Genomic DNA, 18,328 nt, shown 5'->3' on the forward strand with positions numbered 1-18,328 from the left:
GCTTTTTACTTTACGAGTATTAGCTCGATGCACGGCAATATTCTTGTCAATAAGAAAATGTGATAAACCAAGCTCATATTTCCCTGTATTTTCTAAAGTCACTAAAGAATTAGGTAGAATATCTGAAAACTCTTGAAACAATTGTTGCCAACCAGAAGCATTATTATCAAATGCGACAGCATTCTTCTGTTTGTGAATTGCAACGACGTTTTTAAATTTTCCGATGTCAATGCCAATAAAATTTTGATAAGATGTAACAATAATAAACCTCGATAGTTTTGTTAATTTAAGATTGTAAACGGGTCCATATATATATGTCTCAAACAACTATTCAAACGTATCGAGAGATAGGGCTAGTGTACCTTGATAAGAACGGTTGTAATACCAATTTTTCTCGGTCGCACACGCCCATGATAACTCTATTCCTATAGTGAGTAGGGTTATCTTTCTCTCTTATCTTTTTATATCACGTTTTTAACTTACAATATTTTACAAGCCTCAGCCCTTGAAATCCAGCTTACAAGTACATATATAAGCCTATAAGTTAGTTTGTTGATGAGGAAAAACAAATGTCAAGTGTAAACTTAAGTGTATTGGATGATAGCGTTTTGATTAAGCCTATCAGCGAAGAAAAACAAGGTGGAATCGTGCTTCCATCGAGTGCTGAAAAGAAGCCTACTAAAGGTGAAGTCATAGCAACTGGTGAAGGTTCACGCAATTCAAGTGGTGAGCGTATAGCTTTAACTGTAAAAACCGGTGACAAAGTGTTTTATCGGCAATGGGCTGGTACGGAGATAGAGCACTGCGATGAAAAGTTTATAGTGATGAAAGAGTCCGATATACTTGCTATCGTTAAGTAGCAGCTTTTATTTTTACTAAACTAAAACAAAGCACAACATAGTGCATTGTAAGTAATTTTATTATAGTTTTCTAAGTTTTTTATTAACAAGAGGTGATAAAAATGACTAATATAGTAGTGTCAGGCGAGCAGTTGCAAGAAGCTTTTCGCGAAGTTGCAGCAGTAGTAGATTCAACAGTAGCAATAACTGCAGGGCCTAGAGGAAAAACAGTAGGGATTAACAAGCCCTATGGAGCACCAGAAATTACAAAAGATGGTTATAAGGTAATGAAGGGTATCAAGCCTGAAAAACCATTAAATGCTGCAATAACAAGCATCTTTGCTCAAAGCTGTTCCCAATGTAATGATAAAGTTGGTGATGGTACAACAACATGCTCAATACTAACTAGCAACATGATAATAGAGGCTTCAAAATCAATTGCTGCTGGAAATGATCGTGTTAGCATTAGAAACGGAATGCAGAAGGCAAAAGATGTAGTATTAAAGGAAATTGCATCGATGTCTCGCACAATTTCTTTGGAAAAGGTAGATGAGGTAGCGCAAGTTGCTATCATTTCTGCAAATGGTGATAGAGATATTGGTAGTAGCATTGCTGATGCTGTTAAAAAGGTCGGAAAAGAAGGTGTGATCACTGTTGAAGAAAGTAAGGGTTCAAAAGAATTAGAAGTTGAGCTTACTACTGGTATGCAGTTTGATCGTGGTTATCTTTCTCCGTACTTTATTACGAACAATGAAAAAATGATTGTGGAGCTTGATGATCCATATCTCTTAATTACAGAAAAAAAACTGAATATTATCCAACCTCTACTTCCTGTTCTTGAAGCTGTTGTTAAGTCTGGTAGACCTTTACTTATTATCGCAGAGAATATTGAAGGTGAAGCACTAAGTACTTTGGTTATCAACAAACTGCGTGGTGGTTTAAAAGTCGCTGCGGTAAAAGCTCCAGGCTTTGGTGACAGAAGAAAAGAGATGCTTGAAGATATAGCAGATTTAACAGGCGCTAAGTACGTCATAAAAGACGAACTTGGAATCAAGATGGAAGATCTCTCTCTTGAAGATCTTGGTACCGCTAAAAATGTTAAAATCACTAAAGACAATACCACAATTGTCAGTGAAAATAGCGATTCTGACAGAGTGAAAGCTAGAATCGAACAGATCAAATCGCAAATTGAAACTTCAACTTCCGATTACGATAAGGAAAAGCTAAGGGAACGTTTAGCAAAATTATCGGGTGGCGTTGCTGTACTTAAAGTTGGTGGAGCAACTGAAGTAGAAGTTAAAGAGCGTAGAGATAGAGTTGAGGATGCGCTGCATGCAACAAGAGCTGCAATCGAAGAAGGTATAGTTCCAGGTGGTGGAGTTGCACTTCTTTACACTTCATCTGTTCTTGATAAGCTAAAAGGTGGAAGTGACGAAGAACAGATAGGTATAAATATTATTAAGAAAGTCCTCAGTGCTCCTATCAAGAGATTAGTCAAAAATGCTGGTCTTGAGTCTGCTGTTATAATTGATCATTTGATTAAACAGAATGATAAAGAGCTTATATACAACGTTGAGGCTATGAATTATGCTAACGCATTTACTGCCGGTGTTATTGACCCGGCGAAGGTGGTCCGTGTTGCTTTTGAAACAGCGGTATCTGTTGCAAGCGTACTGATTACTACTGAATCTATGATAGTTGATGTACCAAACAAGGATGAAAGCGCTTCATCTCCTATGGGTGCAGGCGGCATGGGTGGAATGAATGGATTCTAAGTAAATGAAACCTTGGGGCAAGAAATTCACTTGCTCCACGGTATCTTCTAGTCTTTAAAGATCTCATATTTTATTTGTGCTAAAGGTAATGCGCGCAGTGCTTTTTACAAAAAGACACTACTTTTTATTTTTCTTATCCTTCTCATTTCTTTATACTACGGTTATCTAATAACAAAAAGCAGCGCAGAAGCCCACTAGGGTTGGTATCCCTACATTGGTACAATATTACATTAATAAATAATTTATATAATATTGTTTATTATAATAGCTAAAATCTAAATTTTTTCCTTTATATATATAGGGTAGGACTGCCTTTATGAAAATACATGCACATTTAATATTGTTTTTGCTTTTTTTTGTACTCAACTTCATGCTGACGAAGAAGTTGCAAAATTTGATTTGCTTATTGGTAAGGTAATTGAAGCAAACCTTACCCTTGAAGGTGCAATAAAGGTGACAATAATATCAGGTTGGCATATATATTATAAGGACACTGGAGATTTTGGTCTTCCCACTTCTTTTGATTGCAAGGGCAACACATCAAATATAGATATTTATTGGCCTACTCCAAAAGAACATAAAGACAAAATAGGAAGAGTAACATTTGTCAGTAACATATACAAAGATATGTTATTATTTCCATTCAAAATGAACATGTTTCCAAGCCGAAGGTATATTGACCTTAACTTTTGTATAAATTATGCGATATGTAAAGATAGGTGCATCCCTAAAAAGGCTGAAATAAAAATTAAGCAACCACTAAAGAACTTTGTAGGCTCTGATGCCAGTAAACTCATAAACGAGTGGTATGAAAAATAGGGTTTGGCAGACTGTTAGCTTATATAGCGTTTGTAGTGTGACTTCTCATGAACAATAAGTTAGGTATTTTCAATTTTTTTTGTATACTTAAATCAAAACGCTTACCTTTAGCACGTAGATGGATATAGTAAAGTTTGCTTTATTACTGCCAACAATATTACTTATACTAATCGCCGGTGTTTATCTATCAGTTAAACTAAAATGGCTACAGATATTTAGATTGCCGTACGCTCTTTCACTCATTGGAGCCAAGAGAGGGGAAAATAAATTTTCTTCTATAGCCGCACTATTTACAATTTTAGGGGGAAATTTAGGAGTAGGAAATATTTCAGGAACTGCTGTTGCTCTAAAAACTGGGGGACCTGGCTCTATTTTATGGATGGCAATAATTGTTGTTATCACTTCTGCAATAAAATATGTCACTTGTTATCTGAGTATAAAAAACAGAAAGAAAAAAAATGGAAGGTTTATAGGTGGCCCTATGGCCTACATGGCTGATGCATTTAACTCTAGAAAAGCCACAATTGCGTTTCTAGTCATTATGATGATAGTCTCGATAACCGTTGGTAACCTTGTTCAGGTAAATTCTCTGTCAATACCACTTGACATGATAGATGTACCTGTGATTACTGGTGGAATCACAATGGCCATAATATTTTTTATTGTTGCAGCTCTCAGCTTAAAAAAAATTAAAATTTTCATATCAGCTATGATACCGATAATGACGGTGAGTTACCTAACGCTTTGTGGTATTATATTATTTAAGTTTAGTGAAAATATTCTTCCTTCTCTAAAACTAATAACAAACGGCTTTTTTACAACTGACAGCTTTAGCTTTGGTTTATCTCTAGGTTTAATTGTGGAGATGTTGACTATTATTCAAGTAGGAACCCTGCGAGGTATCTTCGCAACAGATATAGGGCTTGGCCTTGAAGGCATCGTACACTCTTCAATTGTTCCTAAGAAAAACAACAATAAATTTATCATTGAACAGAGCCTAATCACAATAATATCACCTTTCATAGTTGTATTCGTAATATTTATTACAACGATGGTACTGCTTGTCACAGATTCTTGGATCACTGATTTAGAGAGCACTAACATGTGCATCTTTGCTTTTAGAAAAGCTATGAATTGGCATTATATTGACTACTTAATCATGGCCATAATGTTTTGTTTCGCCTTTACTACTATTTTTACTTGGTTCTTTTGCTCAAAACAGACAATACGCTATATATCTATGAATGACAAATACACTAAAATCTGGATTGTAATTTTTACCGTAATCATTCCACTTGGCGCGATAGGTAAAGTCCAGTTATTATGGGATGTTGCTGATATTTCAATCGCCGCTTTGCTGTTTATTAATATACTCGCTATACTCAAGCTAACTTATCAAGATCCAGAAGTTTTTACTATGAGCAGCAGATATTTAAAATTGGACATGTCAGCCAAATTGCCGTCTGATACCAAATACCAATAATATTTTTTTTGGCAAATTAAAAAGTTTCCCTACGATTAGAGGTTTAGCGAATTTATCTTGCTTGATAACGAAAATTGGCATAATCCTTATGCTTAAGAAATTTACCAAATGGGAAAAAAAGCAAAAGAAGCCCCGTGGCAGCTAGTTATCTACTTTTGTTTCGAAATTTTGGCATTTTTTATCCTAAACGCTTAATAAGTGCGACTTATTTGCTTTTTAATGCAACTAACCTTAGCCGTAAACGTTTAAGAAATTCACTAAGCAGAAAAAAAAGGCAAAAGAAACCCTGAGTAGCTAGTTATTCACTATCTATCTTATAACATTGGCGTTTTTGATGTCTTAAACGACTCATAAGCGCGTTTCAGCTTGAAAAACAGAAGTTTTAAAAAGACATGCAGTGCACATAGTGCGAAAAATTAAACGCGAGACGCCAAATATGCTAAGTTTTTTTGTCATTTAATCTGCACAGACTGAAGATAAATAATAGCTTCAGTCTCATTGAAAGGGTAACGGTGAAGGTTGTCAAGTAGTTTTTTTTGTTTCTGTTGGATGATACTAGAATTCAGGAAGAAAGAAACTAGTTTTGTTTCACAACAATGCATCTTTTCATTCCCGCCAAGTCATATACATACTCCTGAAAAGATAATCCATATGAGGGGATTATTTTGTCGATATCGTTTTGATCTTCGCTTATTTCCAATATTGCAGCCCCCTTCTTTTTAAGGCACTTTCTCAATATTGGAAAAATACTCAAGTAACAGCTCAAACCATCAATACCGCCATCAAGGGCCATTTTCGGTTCTTTTTGCACTTCTGCTTGCAGGTCTTTTAATTTACTGCTTTTGATATATGGAGGATTGCTAATTATAAGATCAAACAAGCCTCTGCACTTTGTCCACGAACTTGGAAGTATTCTAGCTCTGCTAGGTAGATTATGCTTTTTTACGTTCTGACAGGCAACCTTATATGCTTCCAAGCTTTTTTCAAAACCGATGCCAACAGCATGTTCATACTCGCTAAGTACGGATATCAGTAAGCAACCTGTGCCTGTGCCGAAATCTGCGATTTTTAGTTTCTGCTGCTTGTTTGGGTAGTATTTTAACACTGCTAAGATTATTGTTTCACTGTCTGGTCTTGGGTCCAAAACGTACTGATTAACTATGAAATTTTTGCTCCAGAATTCGCGATTACCTATTATTTGCGATATCGGATACCTTTCTGCTCTTTTTTTCGTTAATTTCCAAAATAGCTGTTCTTTCTCTATAGGCACCTGATTAGCATGGTTCATAATTATGAATGATCTTTCTACGCCAAGAACGTACTGCATGATGATTTCACAGTCTAGGCATGGTGACTCAACTTTATGCGATAATAATAGTTCTGATCCCTCTTGAATTAGAGTGATGATAGTTTTCATCGTCTCAAAAATTTGGCTCTTTCAGCCAAGAATAGCGAGGCAAAAACCTCCAGCTTAGAATAACTGTATCATATTCCAGTGTCAAACAGGTTATAACCTAGTTACTTCAGTTCTACTATTGACGTATAAAGCTTCTTCTAGCTCTTTTGAAGGATTTTCCGTTTTTTCCAGTTGAGTATCTAACTTGTTCTGTATGTTCGATAAAGCTGAATCAAAGTTTTCATCAACCTGCTTTGCTTTATGCATATTATCCATTGATTCCTCGAATTCTTCCACGCCACATAGACTTCTTGTTTCTTGTGGCATGCTTTTGAATATTTCTCTTATTTGGGTTAAGTTTTGACGAATTTGCTCCTGATATCCAGCAATTCTTTCTTGATATATGTCGATCATTTTCTGGCATAATTTACTCCTAAATAGATGCTTCTCTTTTCTTCTAAGTAAGGGTTTGAAAGTGTTTACAGTTAAGAATTGCTTCTCTATATTTTTTTATGTTGTTAATTATTCCGATTATTGACTTACCTATTTCCCTCAAATTTTCTTCCTGTTCTTTTCTTTCAATTACACTTTTGGATTCATTTTTTGCCTGGTTCATTTTGTCATATAGGTTTTTGCATTCTTTGTAAGATGCCATTGGTTGCAACACTCCTTCTTCCACGCCTTTATCGTAAAAATTCTTTAACTCATTACTTGATAATATTGCTATAGCATCTTCTCTTTTACCGTGTGATTTAGGGTACGTTTTACTGAATGAACTAACATGGCTTAATAAGAAGTCTTTAATAAGCTCTTCTTTTTTTTACTGCAAATAGCTTTTCTAGTGTTTCGATATATTTTAAAGTTTCCGCAAAAAGCTGTCCACCAGATGGAGTAAATCCCTGTAATTGCTTGCTTTGGGCTTTATAAAAATCGATTTGCAAAAAATCCTTAGCTTGCTTCTTTATTACTGAGAGTTCATGGAATGCTTTTTCTGGATTGACTTTTCTAAGAATACTAGTGGCTTTTCTAACCGCTTTCTCTCTTTTTTTATTATCCTGCTTTTCATTTAATATTAGGCGCTCAGTTTTGGTAAAAGCGTCACCGCTAGCACTCTTGACGATGTTACAAACGATATTTTACAACTTGCTCAGTTGCCACATAATCTATTTCCCTTGCAAAACAATCAACAAACAATTGCCAAATTTTCTTATCAACAAACTTACTTATCTTATTTTCAAAATCTTCTCTGCCTTTAAAACCTAAGATGGTATAGAGGTTTTTTCAACTATTGGCTCGTCATAATGTTTTAATACTTTATTATTTCTATTAAATAGAGACTTACTGACTTTGATTGTACCCATGATATTACTTCAACACTATAATAAAAGTATAAAATTTAATATTTAATTTTTACTTACTGTGAACGTAATTGGAGCTGTGAAATATGGGTATATCATACTAGTTTTGCTTCTATATTAAAACTTTAACTCCTAGCTCGTTATTAGTAATATTATTCATATAAGTAACTATAGTTTATGCCTGAACTTTGGAATATATTGTTATTGGTAGCCTGCTTATTGTCTTTAACATATTTATTTCTACCGCTCAGTTCCTATCAGTTCGTTACCACTGCTATATTTTTCTGTGTATCAGCATCAATGGCTGTCTTGGTTTACTGTCACATTACAGACGATTTCTCACTTGAAAACGTATATTACTACTCTCATAGAACAAAGCCTTTGATCTACAAAATCTGTGGTGTTTGGGGAAATAAAGAAGGGTCTATGTTACTTTGGACCTTAGTTCTTGCCTTTTACTTGTTTCTGATGAGCATTTTTATTGATAATAACAGTGAACTGAAGAAGGTATCCTTAATCACTCAGGGCTTGATTTGCTTTTGTTTTTTGTTGTTCACTTTATTTGAGTCTAATCCTTTTGCTAAAATGCCAAGCGTTGAAACAGATGGTCTTGGTTTTAATCCAATATTGCAAGACATAGGTCTTGCTATTCATCCACCGATATTGTATTTGGGGTACCTAGGATTTAGTGTTCCTTTTTCGCTCTCTATAGCTGGACTCATTGCAAACGCTGAGGGAAATGTTTGGGCTAAAGCTGTTAGACCTTGGGTGCTTGTTTCTTGGTCGCTGCTTACTTTGGGCATCAGCCTTGGAAGTTGGTGGGCGTATCGTGAACTTGGTTGGGGTGGATTTTGGTTTTGGGATCCAGTGGAAAACGTTTCTTTGATGCCGTGGCTAGTTGCAGTGACGCTGACACATCTGCTACTTGTGGTACGAAATTTCAATGTTTTAAGAAACTTTGCCATTTTGCTCGCGCTTACAACTTTTACATTGAGTGTAACTGGAACATTTTTAGTCCGCTCTGGAATACTTGCTTCGGTGCACACATTTGCTGATGATCCAAAGCATGGACTGTATATACTAGCTTTACTCGGTGTAATTACAGTCAGTAGCTTAGCAATATTTGTAGTATTTACGAAAAAAAATCGTCCATCTTTAGTGTCATTCCAGTGCTTGACATTGGAACCCAGAAAAAAAGAAGCAAGTAATCAAGCCACTAAGATGACAGAGGGCAGAAAATTCTTCTCACGTTTTACAATGATGTTGATAAACAATTTATTATTCATCACTGCTTTTTTCGTCATATTCGTTGGTACTTTATACCCTACAATACTTGAATATTTAACTGGCGAGCTTATCTCAGTTGGAGCACCGTATTATAATTCCTTATTTAATCCTATTGCACTGGCTATTTTAGTCCTTACGATAATTGGGCAATACTGCCGTTGGCAGGGAAATAGCCTATTGCCAATATTCCGTGAATATAGACTCTCATTTTGTAGCGCTGCAGCCATTTTGCCGTTTATCTTTCACATGGAGCTAATAATAGTACTGTCAATTACCATTTCCATAGCACTATTAGTCTTTGTTTTGGAAGCGTACAGTAAAAGAATTCGCTTATTTAAGGCAGCATTTAGTGAATCAATTTTACTAGCAAAAAGAGTTTCCAAGTCCTACTATGCAATGATGCTAGCTCACGCTGGAGTGGCAATTCTGGTACTTGGTGTAGCCTACTTAGTTGGCTGGCAAGAAAAAAAGGAGAATTACCTAAAAATAGGGGATAGCATAACAGTCAATAAATTCAAAGTCACTTTACGAAATATTGAGTTGATAAAAAAGAAAAACCTCTATGCAGTGAGAGGAACAATGGATATCAGGAATTTATTGAATAATAAGGTAATAGGTGAAGTAACCCCTGAATATAGATTTTACCTTGTGGAAGGTCAAAAGAACGTTGAAAGCAGTATTTATCACAATTTATTTTCTGATATTTATGTTGTAATTGGCGAGATCGACAAAAGTAAGAGCAAGATCGCCACTAAGGTGCACTATAAACCTGGAATGCTTGCAATCTGGCTTGGATCCTTCCTCATCACTTTTGGCTCGCTCCTTGCTGCTCTGCCTTTATTGAGAAGATTTCAATAGGACTCCTTTATATTATTATAAAAAAACTACTTGACAACCTCCGCTGTTACTCTTATTGCAGTGTTGCAGCTATTCATTTAGCTTCAATCTGTGCAGATTAAACGACGAAAGTATCACGGTTGGCGTCTTATATTTAATTTTTTGCACTATGTGCACCTCATGTCTTTATTAATTTTACCTAGACTTCTAGGTTTTTCCCTATACAAGCTGAAACGCGCTTATAAGTCGTTTAAGACATCAAAAACGCCAATTTGCAGGATTAGAGAGTGAGCAACTTCTACCACGGGATTTCTTTTGCTTTTTTTCTCATTTGGTAAATTTCTTAAATATTTATAGCTAAAGCAATTCATGAACCAGGCAGAAAGGTGTCATTCCAGCGCGTGACGCACAACTGTACGAACATTGTGGGTATTGGCTATATATACACAATGAAGTTCCCTAAAAACACTTTGTAATGGGTCAATTTCCGAGTATAAAGCAGAAATATCGCTATAGTAATAAAATATGCTAATTAGGAATTTAATAAGGCAAGCTACTAAAGTGGGGAATAGTGAAAATACCACACGGTATATAGAGTATCTCTACCAATTTGAGAAGTTTAGGAACACATTAAACCTTGCTTTATCACTAATAAAGCGAAATAGGCTCTCATTTGCAATATATCGAGAGGGGCTGATGGATACGGAAGAAGGAGTATGTAAGACAACTCAATCTTTCGGTGTAAATAGGTACGTTATTGTGCTGAGAAGGTCAAATCCGTACATTATAGTGCATGAACTTTCACATATGGTTGAAAATGAGCTGAGCCTGAAGCTAGAGCAGGAATTTCTCCATAAAGTCTATCAGGATATTGAGCAGAACCTAAAGCAAGCAAATATTCTTGTACAGAGAATTATTGGTCAAGTTATATTTAAGGAGATACAAGCTTATCAGACTGCAAAATCACGCGCGTCGGAATTATTTGCACGCTATTTTGAGCTATTTGCTTGGGCTCAGGAGGTTTACCCTAAAGATAAAGAGTACTTAATTCGCACTCAAGATTTAAACAGGGTATTCCTTGTTACTGACCAATGGAAAAAGAACTGCCTAGACCCACAAATAATCGACAGAATAGATAAGAAAATAAAGGAATACAGCAATAAAACTGCCATTCAAGACGTGGCCAAAGTGCAAAGTAGCTGGACTGATAAATTTTCTCCTGGAGGCAAAAAAATTAGCTCCATCTTTGGAGATGATGATTAACTTAGCAGAATATAGTTAACTTTCACGGCATTTTAGAGTATAGTTTTTATAATTAAAGTGCTCGAATATACGTGAAAACTATCTTAGCTGTTGAAACAAGCTGCGATGAAACTGCAGCAGCAATTGTAAGTAGTGATAAGCAAGTCCTTGCCCACGAGATTCTTTCTCAAACAGAACACAAAAAACGTGGTGGGGTAATCCCTGAAATAGCGTCACGTGCTCATATGGAGCATTTAAGTGGTCTAGTAAAAAGCGCTATAGAAAAATCTAACCTTAATTTTTGTGATCTGGATGCGATTGCAGCAACATCAGGACCAGGGCTCATAGGTGGATTAATAGTTGGCACAATGATGGCCAAAGCGATTGCACATGCAGCACAAAAACCATTTATCGCAGTTAATCATTTGGAAGCACATGCACTAGTTATTAGGTTACTATATGAAGTCAAATTTCCGTTTTTAGTCTTATTGATATCAGGTGGTCATTGCCAATTTTTAATCGTACAGGATGTGGGTAAATATATTAAACTTGGAGAAACACTAGACGATTCGTTGGGTGAAGCGTTTGATAAAGTTGCTAAGATGCTGGGTTTAAGCTATCCTGGAGGTCCACTAATTGAAAAATTAGCTGAAAAAGGTGATGGCGCAAGATTTAAACTTCCAAGGGCAATGAAAAACCGTTCTGGATGTGATCTTTCGTTTTCTGGAATCAAAACAGCAGTAAAAAACTTAGTGCAAGAACTTGAAATGAGTGAGCAAGATGTGTGTAATGTATGCGCTTCATTTCAAGAGTGTATTAGCAGTATACTACTTGATAGAGTCAAAAATGCGGTTATTATGGCTGCATCTTTAAATATCAAAATCAATGATTTTGTAATTACTGGCGGGGTTGCAGCAAATAATTTCTTGAGAGAAAAATTAAAGAAACACATAAACTTGAACGTATTTTTTCCTCCAAGCAACCTATGTACAGACAATGCAGTAATGGTTGGTTGGACAGGCATCGAAAAATTACAGAAGAGTTATATGGATTCACTAAATTTTGCACCAAGGCCAAAGTGGGAATTGGAAAGTTATTAAGGACTTTCCATTCCGAATTAGGCAGTAAAGAAAGCTATTTCTTTTTGCCATTGTTTATATTTTCTATTTATGTATAATAATATTTTATTATATCAACTTAAAGTTAGTAGCTGCTGTTAATATTTTTGCAATAAAAGTTGTATATGGTGCATGTAATCAAGTTAAAAGGAAGATTGTGGAAATCACGCCACTGATAAAAAAGGAATTGAAGCAAAGTACGCTATATACCTGCTTAGAGAAGTGTAAAAGTGCATTTTGGTTCATTTTCTGGTTTAGCTCAGGAATCAACTTATTAATGTTATTCCTGCCACTTTATACCTCTCAGGTGCTTGATCGGGTGATATTGAGTGAAAGCGTATCGACGCTAGTTATGCTGACAATCATCACTTTATCCGCGTTTGCGTGTTCTGCAATGCTCGAAACCTGTCGATATCTAGCCATGGCAAAGATTGGTGACTGGATCGATAAAACTGCAACACAAGACCTGATAGTAAGATCAATCAGGCTAACATCAGTGCAAAGCTCAACTTCCAGTGGTGAAGCACTACGAGATCTTGGGGTAATAAAAAATTTCATTATGGGAAATGGTATATTTTCACTATTTGATACCCCATGGTCATTAATTTACCTTATTGTGATCTTTATGATACATATCTCCACTGGGTTTATAGCTATTGCCGGAATCATTATATTAGTCTCTATGGCAATATGGAATGAGCTTGCCACTAAGCGCATATTGCAAGAAACCAACGAAGAAACTATACGGAATATCAATGCTATAGATGTTGCAACAAGAAATGCAGAAGTGGTTGAAGCTATGGGTATGTCAGAATTCATAGTTTCTGGTTGGTGCAAACGAAACGACCAGAACCGCGCAATGCAAATCAAAGCACAAAATCGCTCTAACGTAATTACTGGAATCACTAAGTTTCTGCGCTCGACTCTGCAAATATCGGTAATTGGAACAGGTGCATTACTTGCAATTACAGCCCATAAAACTGCCGGTAGCATCATCGCTGCCTCAATTTTAATGGGTAGAGTATTGGCTCCATTTGATGCAGCAGTTCATACTTGGAAATTTCTAAATCAGGCCAGAATGTCGTATGGCAGACTGCAAAGACTTATACTCACATCACCAAAAAGAGAACAAACTATGGATCTACCAGAACCCGAAGGAAGACTGGAATTTGATAGAGTATTTTTTACTCCTTATGGGAGCAACAAACCAACAATAAAAGGGATATCATTTGTTATAGAGCCAGGAGATGTGGTAGGCGTTATTGGTGCAAGTGCTTCTGGTAAATCAACCATTGCAAAATTAACAGTTGGTGTATGGAAACCCATATCTGGTGTAGTCAGGCTAGATGGTGCCGATGTATACACTTGGGATCGAGAAAATTTTGGTAATTATGTTGGTTACTTACCTCAGGATATTGAGTTATTTAACACCAGTGTCAAAGCCAATATTGCTCGCATGAGACCAGACCCAAATCCTGAAGAAATAATCAAAGCAGCAAAAATTGCAGGAATACATGAACTAATACTGAGTTTACCAAATGGGTATGATACAACGATAGGGAGTTTTGGAGTGACACTTTCTGGTGGGCAGAGACAACTGCTTGGCCTTGCAAGAGCTTTTTATGGAAACACAAAGCTTTTGGTACTTGATGAGCCAAATGCCAACCTAGACAGTAGTGGAGAGGCGTGCTTAATTAATGCAATCAACGTTGCAAGAAAGCAAAATACCACAACTATTATCATAACTCACAAACTACCGTTATTATCTGTAGTTGATAAAGTAATCCTCATGTCAGACGGCGTCATTTATGCTATGGGACGGAGAGATGAGATTTTAAGCAAATTGGTTGCTCCATCATCAAATACTGCAGAAGGTGAATGTTCTTCAGCAAGTGGTTAGTTGTTTTTTTACACTACCTTGTCCACCTACTCCATTGAGCGGATACTATCAATGTAATAAAACAAGACCTTTTTAGTCAGTTCAAAATCTTTTAAGATTTCTCCTTCGCATCTTGCTGTAATGCAGTTTTGTGTATTTGATGCTCTAAGGAGCCACCAACCTTTATTATCTTTGTTGGTTACTTTAATACCATCGAGCTCTGAGAATGCAATATTTTGTTGCTCTAGCGTTTTCTTTATTGGTTCAATTATTTGAGATTTTTTCTCATCTTTAACTACAACATTCACTTCATGAGTGATATATAATTTTGGTAAATCCTCAATCACCTCAGATAGACTTTGATTTTTCTTAAGTAAAACGTCAATGGCTTTAATAGCAGAATATAGTACGTCATCAAAACCTAGCTCAGAGAAGAAAAAATGTCCACTCAGTTCACCGGCAAATTTTGCCTCTTCCTCTACCATCTTTTTCTTAACTAGTGAATGCCCAGTAGCGCATGCAATTACTCTCCCCCCTAATCCGCTGACAAAGTCATGCACTTTCATGCTCATTTTTATATTAGCAATAACTTTGCTTCCTGGGTATTCTTCCAATACTTCACGCGCAAAAATCATAAATAAATGGTCATTGGAAACAACATTGCCTTTGTTATCAATTAAGCGTACTCTATCACCATCACCATCGAGTGCAATACCAAGATCACATTTATTTTCCTTTACAACATCAATCAATTAAACGAGATTTTTCTCCTCTATGGGATCTGGGTCGTGCAGTGGAAATGTTCCATCTATAGAGTTATTGGTTACGATATTTATATGACCTGGTAAGATCTTTTCAATATACCTCGCAATTCCACTTGCTGGGCTATTGCCAAAATCCCAGGCTATTTTTAGCTTTTGTGTAGAGTTGTTCTTGAGCGCACCTTTTAATATGCAAATATACTCACTATATATATTTATGTTAATTGAGCTTCCAATTTTTGTACTGTTCTTAATCGGACTGCTTATAACTTCCTTCATTTCTTGGTCTGAGTAAACTCTCTTACTGCTGAAAAATTTAAAGCCATTGTATTCGCTGGGGTTATGTGAAGCGGTGATCATAATGCCAAGATCTGCCTGCATGATTTGCGTTGCAGTGTAGAGCATAGGCGAAGAGCACAGTCCTATGCGTGTAACATTTGCTCCAGATAAAATTAGGCCCCTGATTAATTCTTTTTCTATACTTGGCGAATCTATTCTGTTGTCACAGCCTACACAAACATTAGCTACAGTTTGGCCAAATTTTCTGCCTATCTTCATATCCATCACTGATCTGCAGGTCTTTGCCTACTACACCTCTAATATCGTATTTTCTTATAATGGTTTTATCCATACTGTACTTCTTGAAGTAACTACTATATAACATTGTAAACAAATGCTCAAGTTTCTTCCTTATTCACTCACATAGTTAATTAATTTTTAAGCTAAAGATATTGCTATTTTAGCATACTTTTAGAAATATGGAATCATGTCAGGGGAAAACGAAAATGTATCTATAGCTGAGAGTCAAAGTTTAAATGCAGATGAAACAGTAAGAAGTAGTGTACTGAAGACTATTAAAGACAGCAAAAATCTCCAGGAAGCTATAGAGCAACTAGAAAAGAAAAATTAATCTGGTACCTTATTGGTCCTTTACGCAAAGATGAGGAGGTTAGGAAACAGATAAACTCAAAATGGGAAGCAGATTTCCAGCGGTTCGAGCAGTCAATAAAGGCAACACATGAGGAACTTAAATTGTCTCTGTCGGATCAAAGTTTCTTAGCGTATTCAACAAAAGATAATGACTTCAACATTAGGTTTGAAAATAAAGAAGAACCAGTAAAAATCAGTGATATCTTAAGAGCTAGCAGCGAGGGTAAGGTCTATCACATATCCCTCGGAGAAGACAACCAAATAACCGCAAGCAAGAAAAATGGTAATGAGAGGCATTATAATTTTACTGGCTCTGGCTCATGTGGGATGACTATCAACTGGCAAGCTAAGGATTTTGAAGGTAATAGTATAAGTTGTAGCATGACTGTAGAAGTGGGTCTCAGTGGTATACTGAAAGTGATTGGCGAGCCGAAATTTGGTGATTTAAAGTTCACAAGTTCATTATCAGAGGAAGAGGAAGGTAAAATATTAAAGTTAGTTGAGCAAAGTAAAGAAGTTTTTATCAATGGAAAATCTCTATTGGAAGCTTTTATTGGTACGGACAAGAATGTAGGCAATCAGCCAATGTAGGAAGAGGAAACATTTATACGAAATCCACTTGCATCACCGCAGTCGCCTACGCTAGATAGCAGTGGGTATTCTTCTCTTGAAAACCCGTCTATAACTTCTTCACGGAGAAGCTCTTTCTCTTTTGAGGACGAAGAAGAATATGAACAAGAAGAAATGAATTAAGGAATAAAGTAAAGAGATTAGAGAATAGAGTAAAAGAATTAGAGAAAGAAAACGAGTACCTTAGGAAAGAAAATGCAGAGTTAAAAAAGCTTAATCAAAGGACAGCAGAAGAGAGTAATAGAAGGGAAAGGGAATTAGTCGAGGAAAATCAAGCTTTGCAAAAGAAGATCATAGAGCTTAAAGCTAAATTGGAAAGAAATGAGAAGGAATTAGCTAATGTGAGAGATCGATTGGATGAAGAGCAATTGCAGCGCAAAGAATTGGCTAAAGAATTGAACCAACTACAAAAAGAAAATTTAGAGAAGGCAATCCAACAACTTAGTGGAAAGTCTCTTGTAGCTGAAATAGAGGAGGTAAATGAGAAAAAAGATAAGCAGATACAGTAGATAAGAAAAGAAAAAGAAGAATTAAAAGAGAAGTTCCGAATGGAAATAGAGAGACTTAAACAACAGCTTGAGGAGAAGGAAAGTATGCTAACAGACACACAAGAGAAATTAAAATCTACAAAAGAGAGTCTAGAGCAATTGCAAGACATATTACGTCAGAAGGAAGGCCAGAGAGAAACAGCAGCCGTACCAACTCAAACTGAAGTTAGGCATGAGAGTAAAGGAATCCAAGCAAGTATACAACAGCATTATGTTGAGACTAAACTTACAGCACCTGAAACACAAGACTAGGGTACACAAGAAGCTCAGCCACAAAACATTATGGATTGGCCTGTTCCAAAGGGACTTGATTTTTTACAGCCAGAAAAAGTGTCTATAGATATTCAAAAAAAGGAAAGTTCTACTGCTACTTCGTCAACTCAAACAATTTTGACTTCTGATGGTGGGCGAGACTTTTTTGACAAAGAGCACAATATTATTGTGGCAGAATTAAAACCATTTCCACCGGAAACAAAGTTATCAGATACAGAATTAACCCCTAAGGATCCAGGAAAATCACGGCATAAAGCTTGATCTAGTTGTCGTAATCTCTGCCAATTGTGGATATCTCAGCGTCACTGCCATTAAGTTAAGGAAGGAATGGTCAAAAACTGAACCAAAAAGATTTAAAATAATTAAGAAATTGTAATAAGTGCTAGGCTCTGTGGACAAAATTTTAGAGAAGCCATACAAGAGCCGCGACAAAATTTAGAAAACCCATAAAAACCTCAGCCGTTTTATCGAATCTGGAAAAAATACGCCTAAAGTTCTTAATTTTACCAAAAAAAACACTCAATTAAATGACGCTCTTTATAAACGTGTTTATCGTAACCCCTCTGCACTTTTCGATTACGCTTCGTAGGAATAACTGCTGTACATCCCTTGCTTTCAAGACTCGTAATAAAAGCATTGCTGTCATAGCCTTTATCAGCTACTACAGTCGTATTATAGACACTTTCAGTTAATGTTGCTGCTTGTGTAATCTCGTTTCTTTGACCAGCATTTAAAGTAAATTTCAGTGGATTTCCAAGTGCATCAACAAGTGCATGTGTCTTTGTCGTAAAGCCACCTTTACTTTGCCCTAAAGCCTCTTGATCCTTGGAGTTTTTTGTATAGCCATCTGAACATTGGTGTGCTCTAACGATCGTACCATCGATTATGACAGCTTCTAAATCTGGCTCTTGTTTAGTGTACTCCAATAAATTCTTCCAAATACCCCTTTCGCACCATCTCTTAAATCGTTTATGTACGCTTCTGTAATGGCCATAGATTTTCGGCAAGAGCCGCCATTGGCAACCACTTCGTGCAACACCGCTTCTATGAATATTCTTATCAACTATGTTTTTTAAAAATTTTTTATTTGTGTGATTTTGCAACTTTACCCAGTCATATGGGCAATAAAAACCCGTTTGTTATAGAAAATAGA

Annotated in this window: 18 protein-coding genes and 1 pseudogene; 13 read left to right on the forward strand and 6 right to left on the reverse strand. The window is 36.2% G+C overall.

The features are described 5' to 3' along the window. Positions 1-261: IS110 family transposase (locus AB6N09_RS04545; RefSeq protein WP_411131775.1), on the reverse strand; the 261-nt coding region annotated here is incomplete at its 3' end. A gap of 308 nt (positions 262-569) precedes the next feature. On the opposite strand from AB6N09_RS04545, the gene AB6N09_RS04550 reads away from it, so the two are divergent. The 4 genes from AB6N09_RS04550 to AB6N09_RS04565 all read left to right on the forward strand — a co-directional run bounded on the left by AB6N09_RS04550 (position 570) and on the right by AB6N09_RS04565 (position 4,916). Continuing rightward, positions 570-860: a co-chaperone GroES gene (locus AB6N09_RS04550; RefSeq protein ID WP_411131758.1), complete on the forward strand. Its 291-nt coding sequence runs from the start codon at positions 570-572 to the stop codon at positions 858-860. Positions 861-961: 101 nt separating this feature from the next. Next, positions 962-2,614 (forward strand): chaperonin GroEL, encoded by a 1,653-nt coding sequence (groL, locus tag AB6N09_RS04555; RefSeq protein WP_411131759.1) that lies wholly within the window; start codon positions 962-964, stop codon positions 2,612-2,614. Positions 2,615-3,013: 399 nt separating this feature from the next. After that, complete coding sequence (locus AB6N09_RS04560; RefSeq protein ID WP_411131760.1) at positions 3,014-3,433, forward strand: protein-disulfide reductase DsbD domain-containing protein; 420 nt, start codon at positions 3,014-3,016, stop codon at positions 3,431-3,433. Between the two features lie 118 nt (positions 3,434-3,551). Then, positions 3,552-4,916, forward strand: a complete 1,365-nt coding sequence (locus AB6N09_RS04565) for an alanine/glycine:cation symporter family protein (RefSeq protein WP_411131761.1) — start codon at positions 3,552-3,554, stop codon at positions 4,914-4,916. Between the two features lie 577 nt (positions 4,917-5,493). On the opposite strand, the gene prmC is transcribed toward AB6N09_RS04565, so the two are convergent. The 3 genes from prmC to AB6N09_RS04580 form a co-directional block, all read right to left on the reverse strand. Continuing rightward, the gene (prmC, locus tag AB6N09_RS04570; RefSeq protein ID WP_411131762.1) at positions 5,494-6,333 is read right to left on the reverse strand and encodes a peptide chain release factor N(5)-glutamine methyltransferase; all 840 of its coding nucleotides are present in this window, start codon (positions 6,331-6,333) and stop codon (positions 5,494-5,496) included. A gap of 90 nt (positions 6,334-6,423) precedes the next feature. Continuing rightward, on the reverse strand, positions 6,424-6,726 hold the full coding sequence (locus AB6N09_RS04575) for a hypothetical protein (RefSeq protein WP_411131763.1): 303 nt from the start codon (positions 6,724-6,726) through the stop codon (positions 6,424-6,426). A 43-nt stretch (positions 6,727-6,769) separates the two neighbouring features. Then, on the reverse strand, positions 6,770-6,967 hold the full coding sequence (locus AB6N09_RS04580) for a hypothetical protein (RefSeq protein ID WP_411131764.1): 198 nt from the start codon (positions 6,965-6,967) through the stop codon (positions 6,770-6,772). 880 nt (positions 6,968-7,847) lie between these two features. Between AB6N09_RS04580 and AB6N09_RS04585 the strand changes: the two genes are divergently transcribed. The 4 genes from AB6N09_RS04585 to AB6N09_RS04600 all read left to right on the forward strand — a co-directional run bounded on the left by AB6N09_RS04585 (position 7,848) and on the right by AB6N09_RS04600 (position 14,054). Next, positions 7,848-9,815: a heme lyase CcmF/NrfE family subunit gene (locus tag AB6N09_RS04585; protein WP_411131765.1), complete on the forward strand. Its 1,968-nt coding sequence runs from the start codon at positions 7,848-7,850 to the stop codon at positions 9,813-9,815. Positions 9,816-10,319: 504 nt separating this feature from the next. Beyond that, positions 10,320-11,057, forward strand: coding sequence for a WD_0702 family putative metalloprotease (locus tag AB6N09_RS04590; protein ID WP_411131766.1), 738 nt, complete (start codon positions 10,320-10,322; stop codon positions 11,055-11,057). Between the two features lie 71 nt (positions 11,058-11,128). Beyond that, the gene (gene tsaD, locus AB6N09_RS04595; RefSeq protein WP_411131767.1) at positions 11,129-12,136 is read left to right on the forward strand and encodes a tRNA (adenosine(37)-N6)-threonylcarbamoyltransferase complex transferase subunit TsaD; all 1,008 of its coding nucleotides are present in this window, start codon (positions 11,129-11,131) and stop codon (positions 12,134-12,136) included. 175 nt (positions 12,137-12,311) lie between these two features. Further along, the gene (locus AB6N09_RS04600; protein ID WP_411131768.1) at positions 12,312-14,054 is read left to right on the forward strand and encodes a type I secretion system permease/ATPase; all 1,743 of its coding nucleotides are present in this window, start codon (positions 12,312-12,314) and stop codon (positions 14,052-14,054) included. Positions 14,055-14,080: 26 nt separating this feature from the next. On the opposite strand, the pseudogene AB6N09_RS04605 reads toward AB6N09_RS04600, so the two are convergent. After that, positions 14,081-15,425: pseudogene (locus AB6N09_RS04605) on the reverse strand (phosphomannomutase/phosphoglucomutase). Between the two features lie 135 nt (positions 15,426-15,560). Here AB6N09_RS04605 and AB6N09_RS04610 point away from each other — a divergent pair. From AB6N09_RS04610 to AB6N09_RS04630, 5 genes are all read left to right on the forward strand, one after another. Next, on the forward strand, positions 15,561-15,704 hold the full coding sequence (locus AB6N09_RS04610) for a hypothetical protein (RefSeq protein WP_411131769.1): 144 nt from the start codon (positions 15,561-15,563) through the stop codon (positions 15,702-15,704). A gap of 122 nt (positions 15,705-15,826) precedes the next feature. Beyond that, on the forward strand, positions 15,827-16,315 hold the full coding sequence (locus tag AB6N09_RS04615) for a hypothetical protein (protein WP_411131770.1): 489 nt from the start codon (positions 15,827-15,829) through the stop codon (positions 16,313-16,315). Between the two features lie 317 nt (positions 16,316-16,632). Then, a complete protein-coding gene (locus tag AB6N09_RS04620) occupies positions 16,633-16,863 on the forward strand; it encodes a hypothetical protein (protein ID WP_411131771.1) in 231 nt (76 codons plus the stop codon). Between the two features lie 39 nt (positions 16,864-16,902). Further along, a complete protein-coding gene (locus AB6N09_RS04625; RefSeq protein ID WP_411131772.1) occupies positions 16,903-17,154 on the forward strand; it encodes a hypothetical protein in 252 nt (83 codons plus the stop codon). A 30-nt stretch (positions 17,155-17,184) separates the two neighbouring features. Continuing rightward, positions 17,185-17,436: a hypothetical protein gene (locus AB6N09_RS04630; protein ID WP_411131773.1), complete on the forward strand. Its 252-nt coding sequence runs from the start codon at positions 17,185-17,187 to the stop codon at positions 17,434-17,436. A gap of 242 nt (positions 17,437-17,678) precedes the next feature. On the opposite strand, the gene AB6N09_RS04635 is transcribed toward AB6N09_RS04630, so the two are convergent. Continuing rightward, positions 17,679-18,278 (reverse strand): IS5 family transposase, encoded by a 600-nt coding sequence (locus tag AB6N09_RS04635; protein WP_411131774.1) that lies wholly within the window; start codon positions 18,276-18,278, stop codon positions 17,679-17,681. Positions 18,279-18,328: the final 50 nt, after the last annotated feature.

Source organism: Wolbachia endosymbiont of Tettigetta isshikii (assembly GCF_041154185.1).
Taxonomy (GTDB): domain Bacteria; phylum Pseudomonadota; class Alphaproteobacteria; order Rickettsiales; family Anaplasmataceae; genus Wolbachia.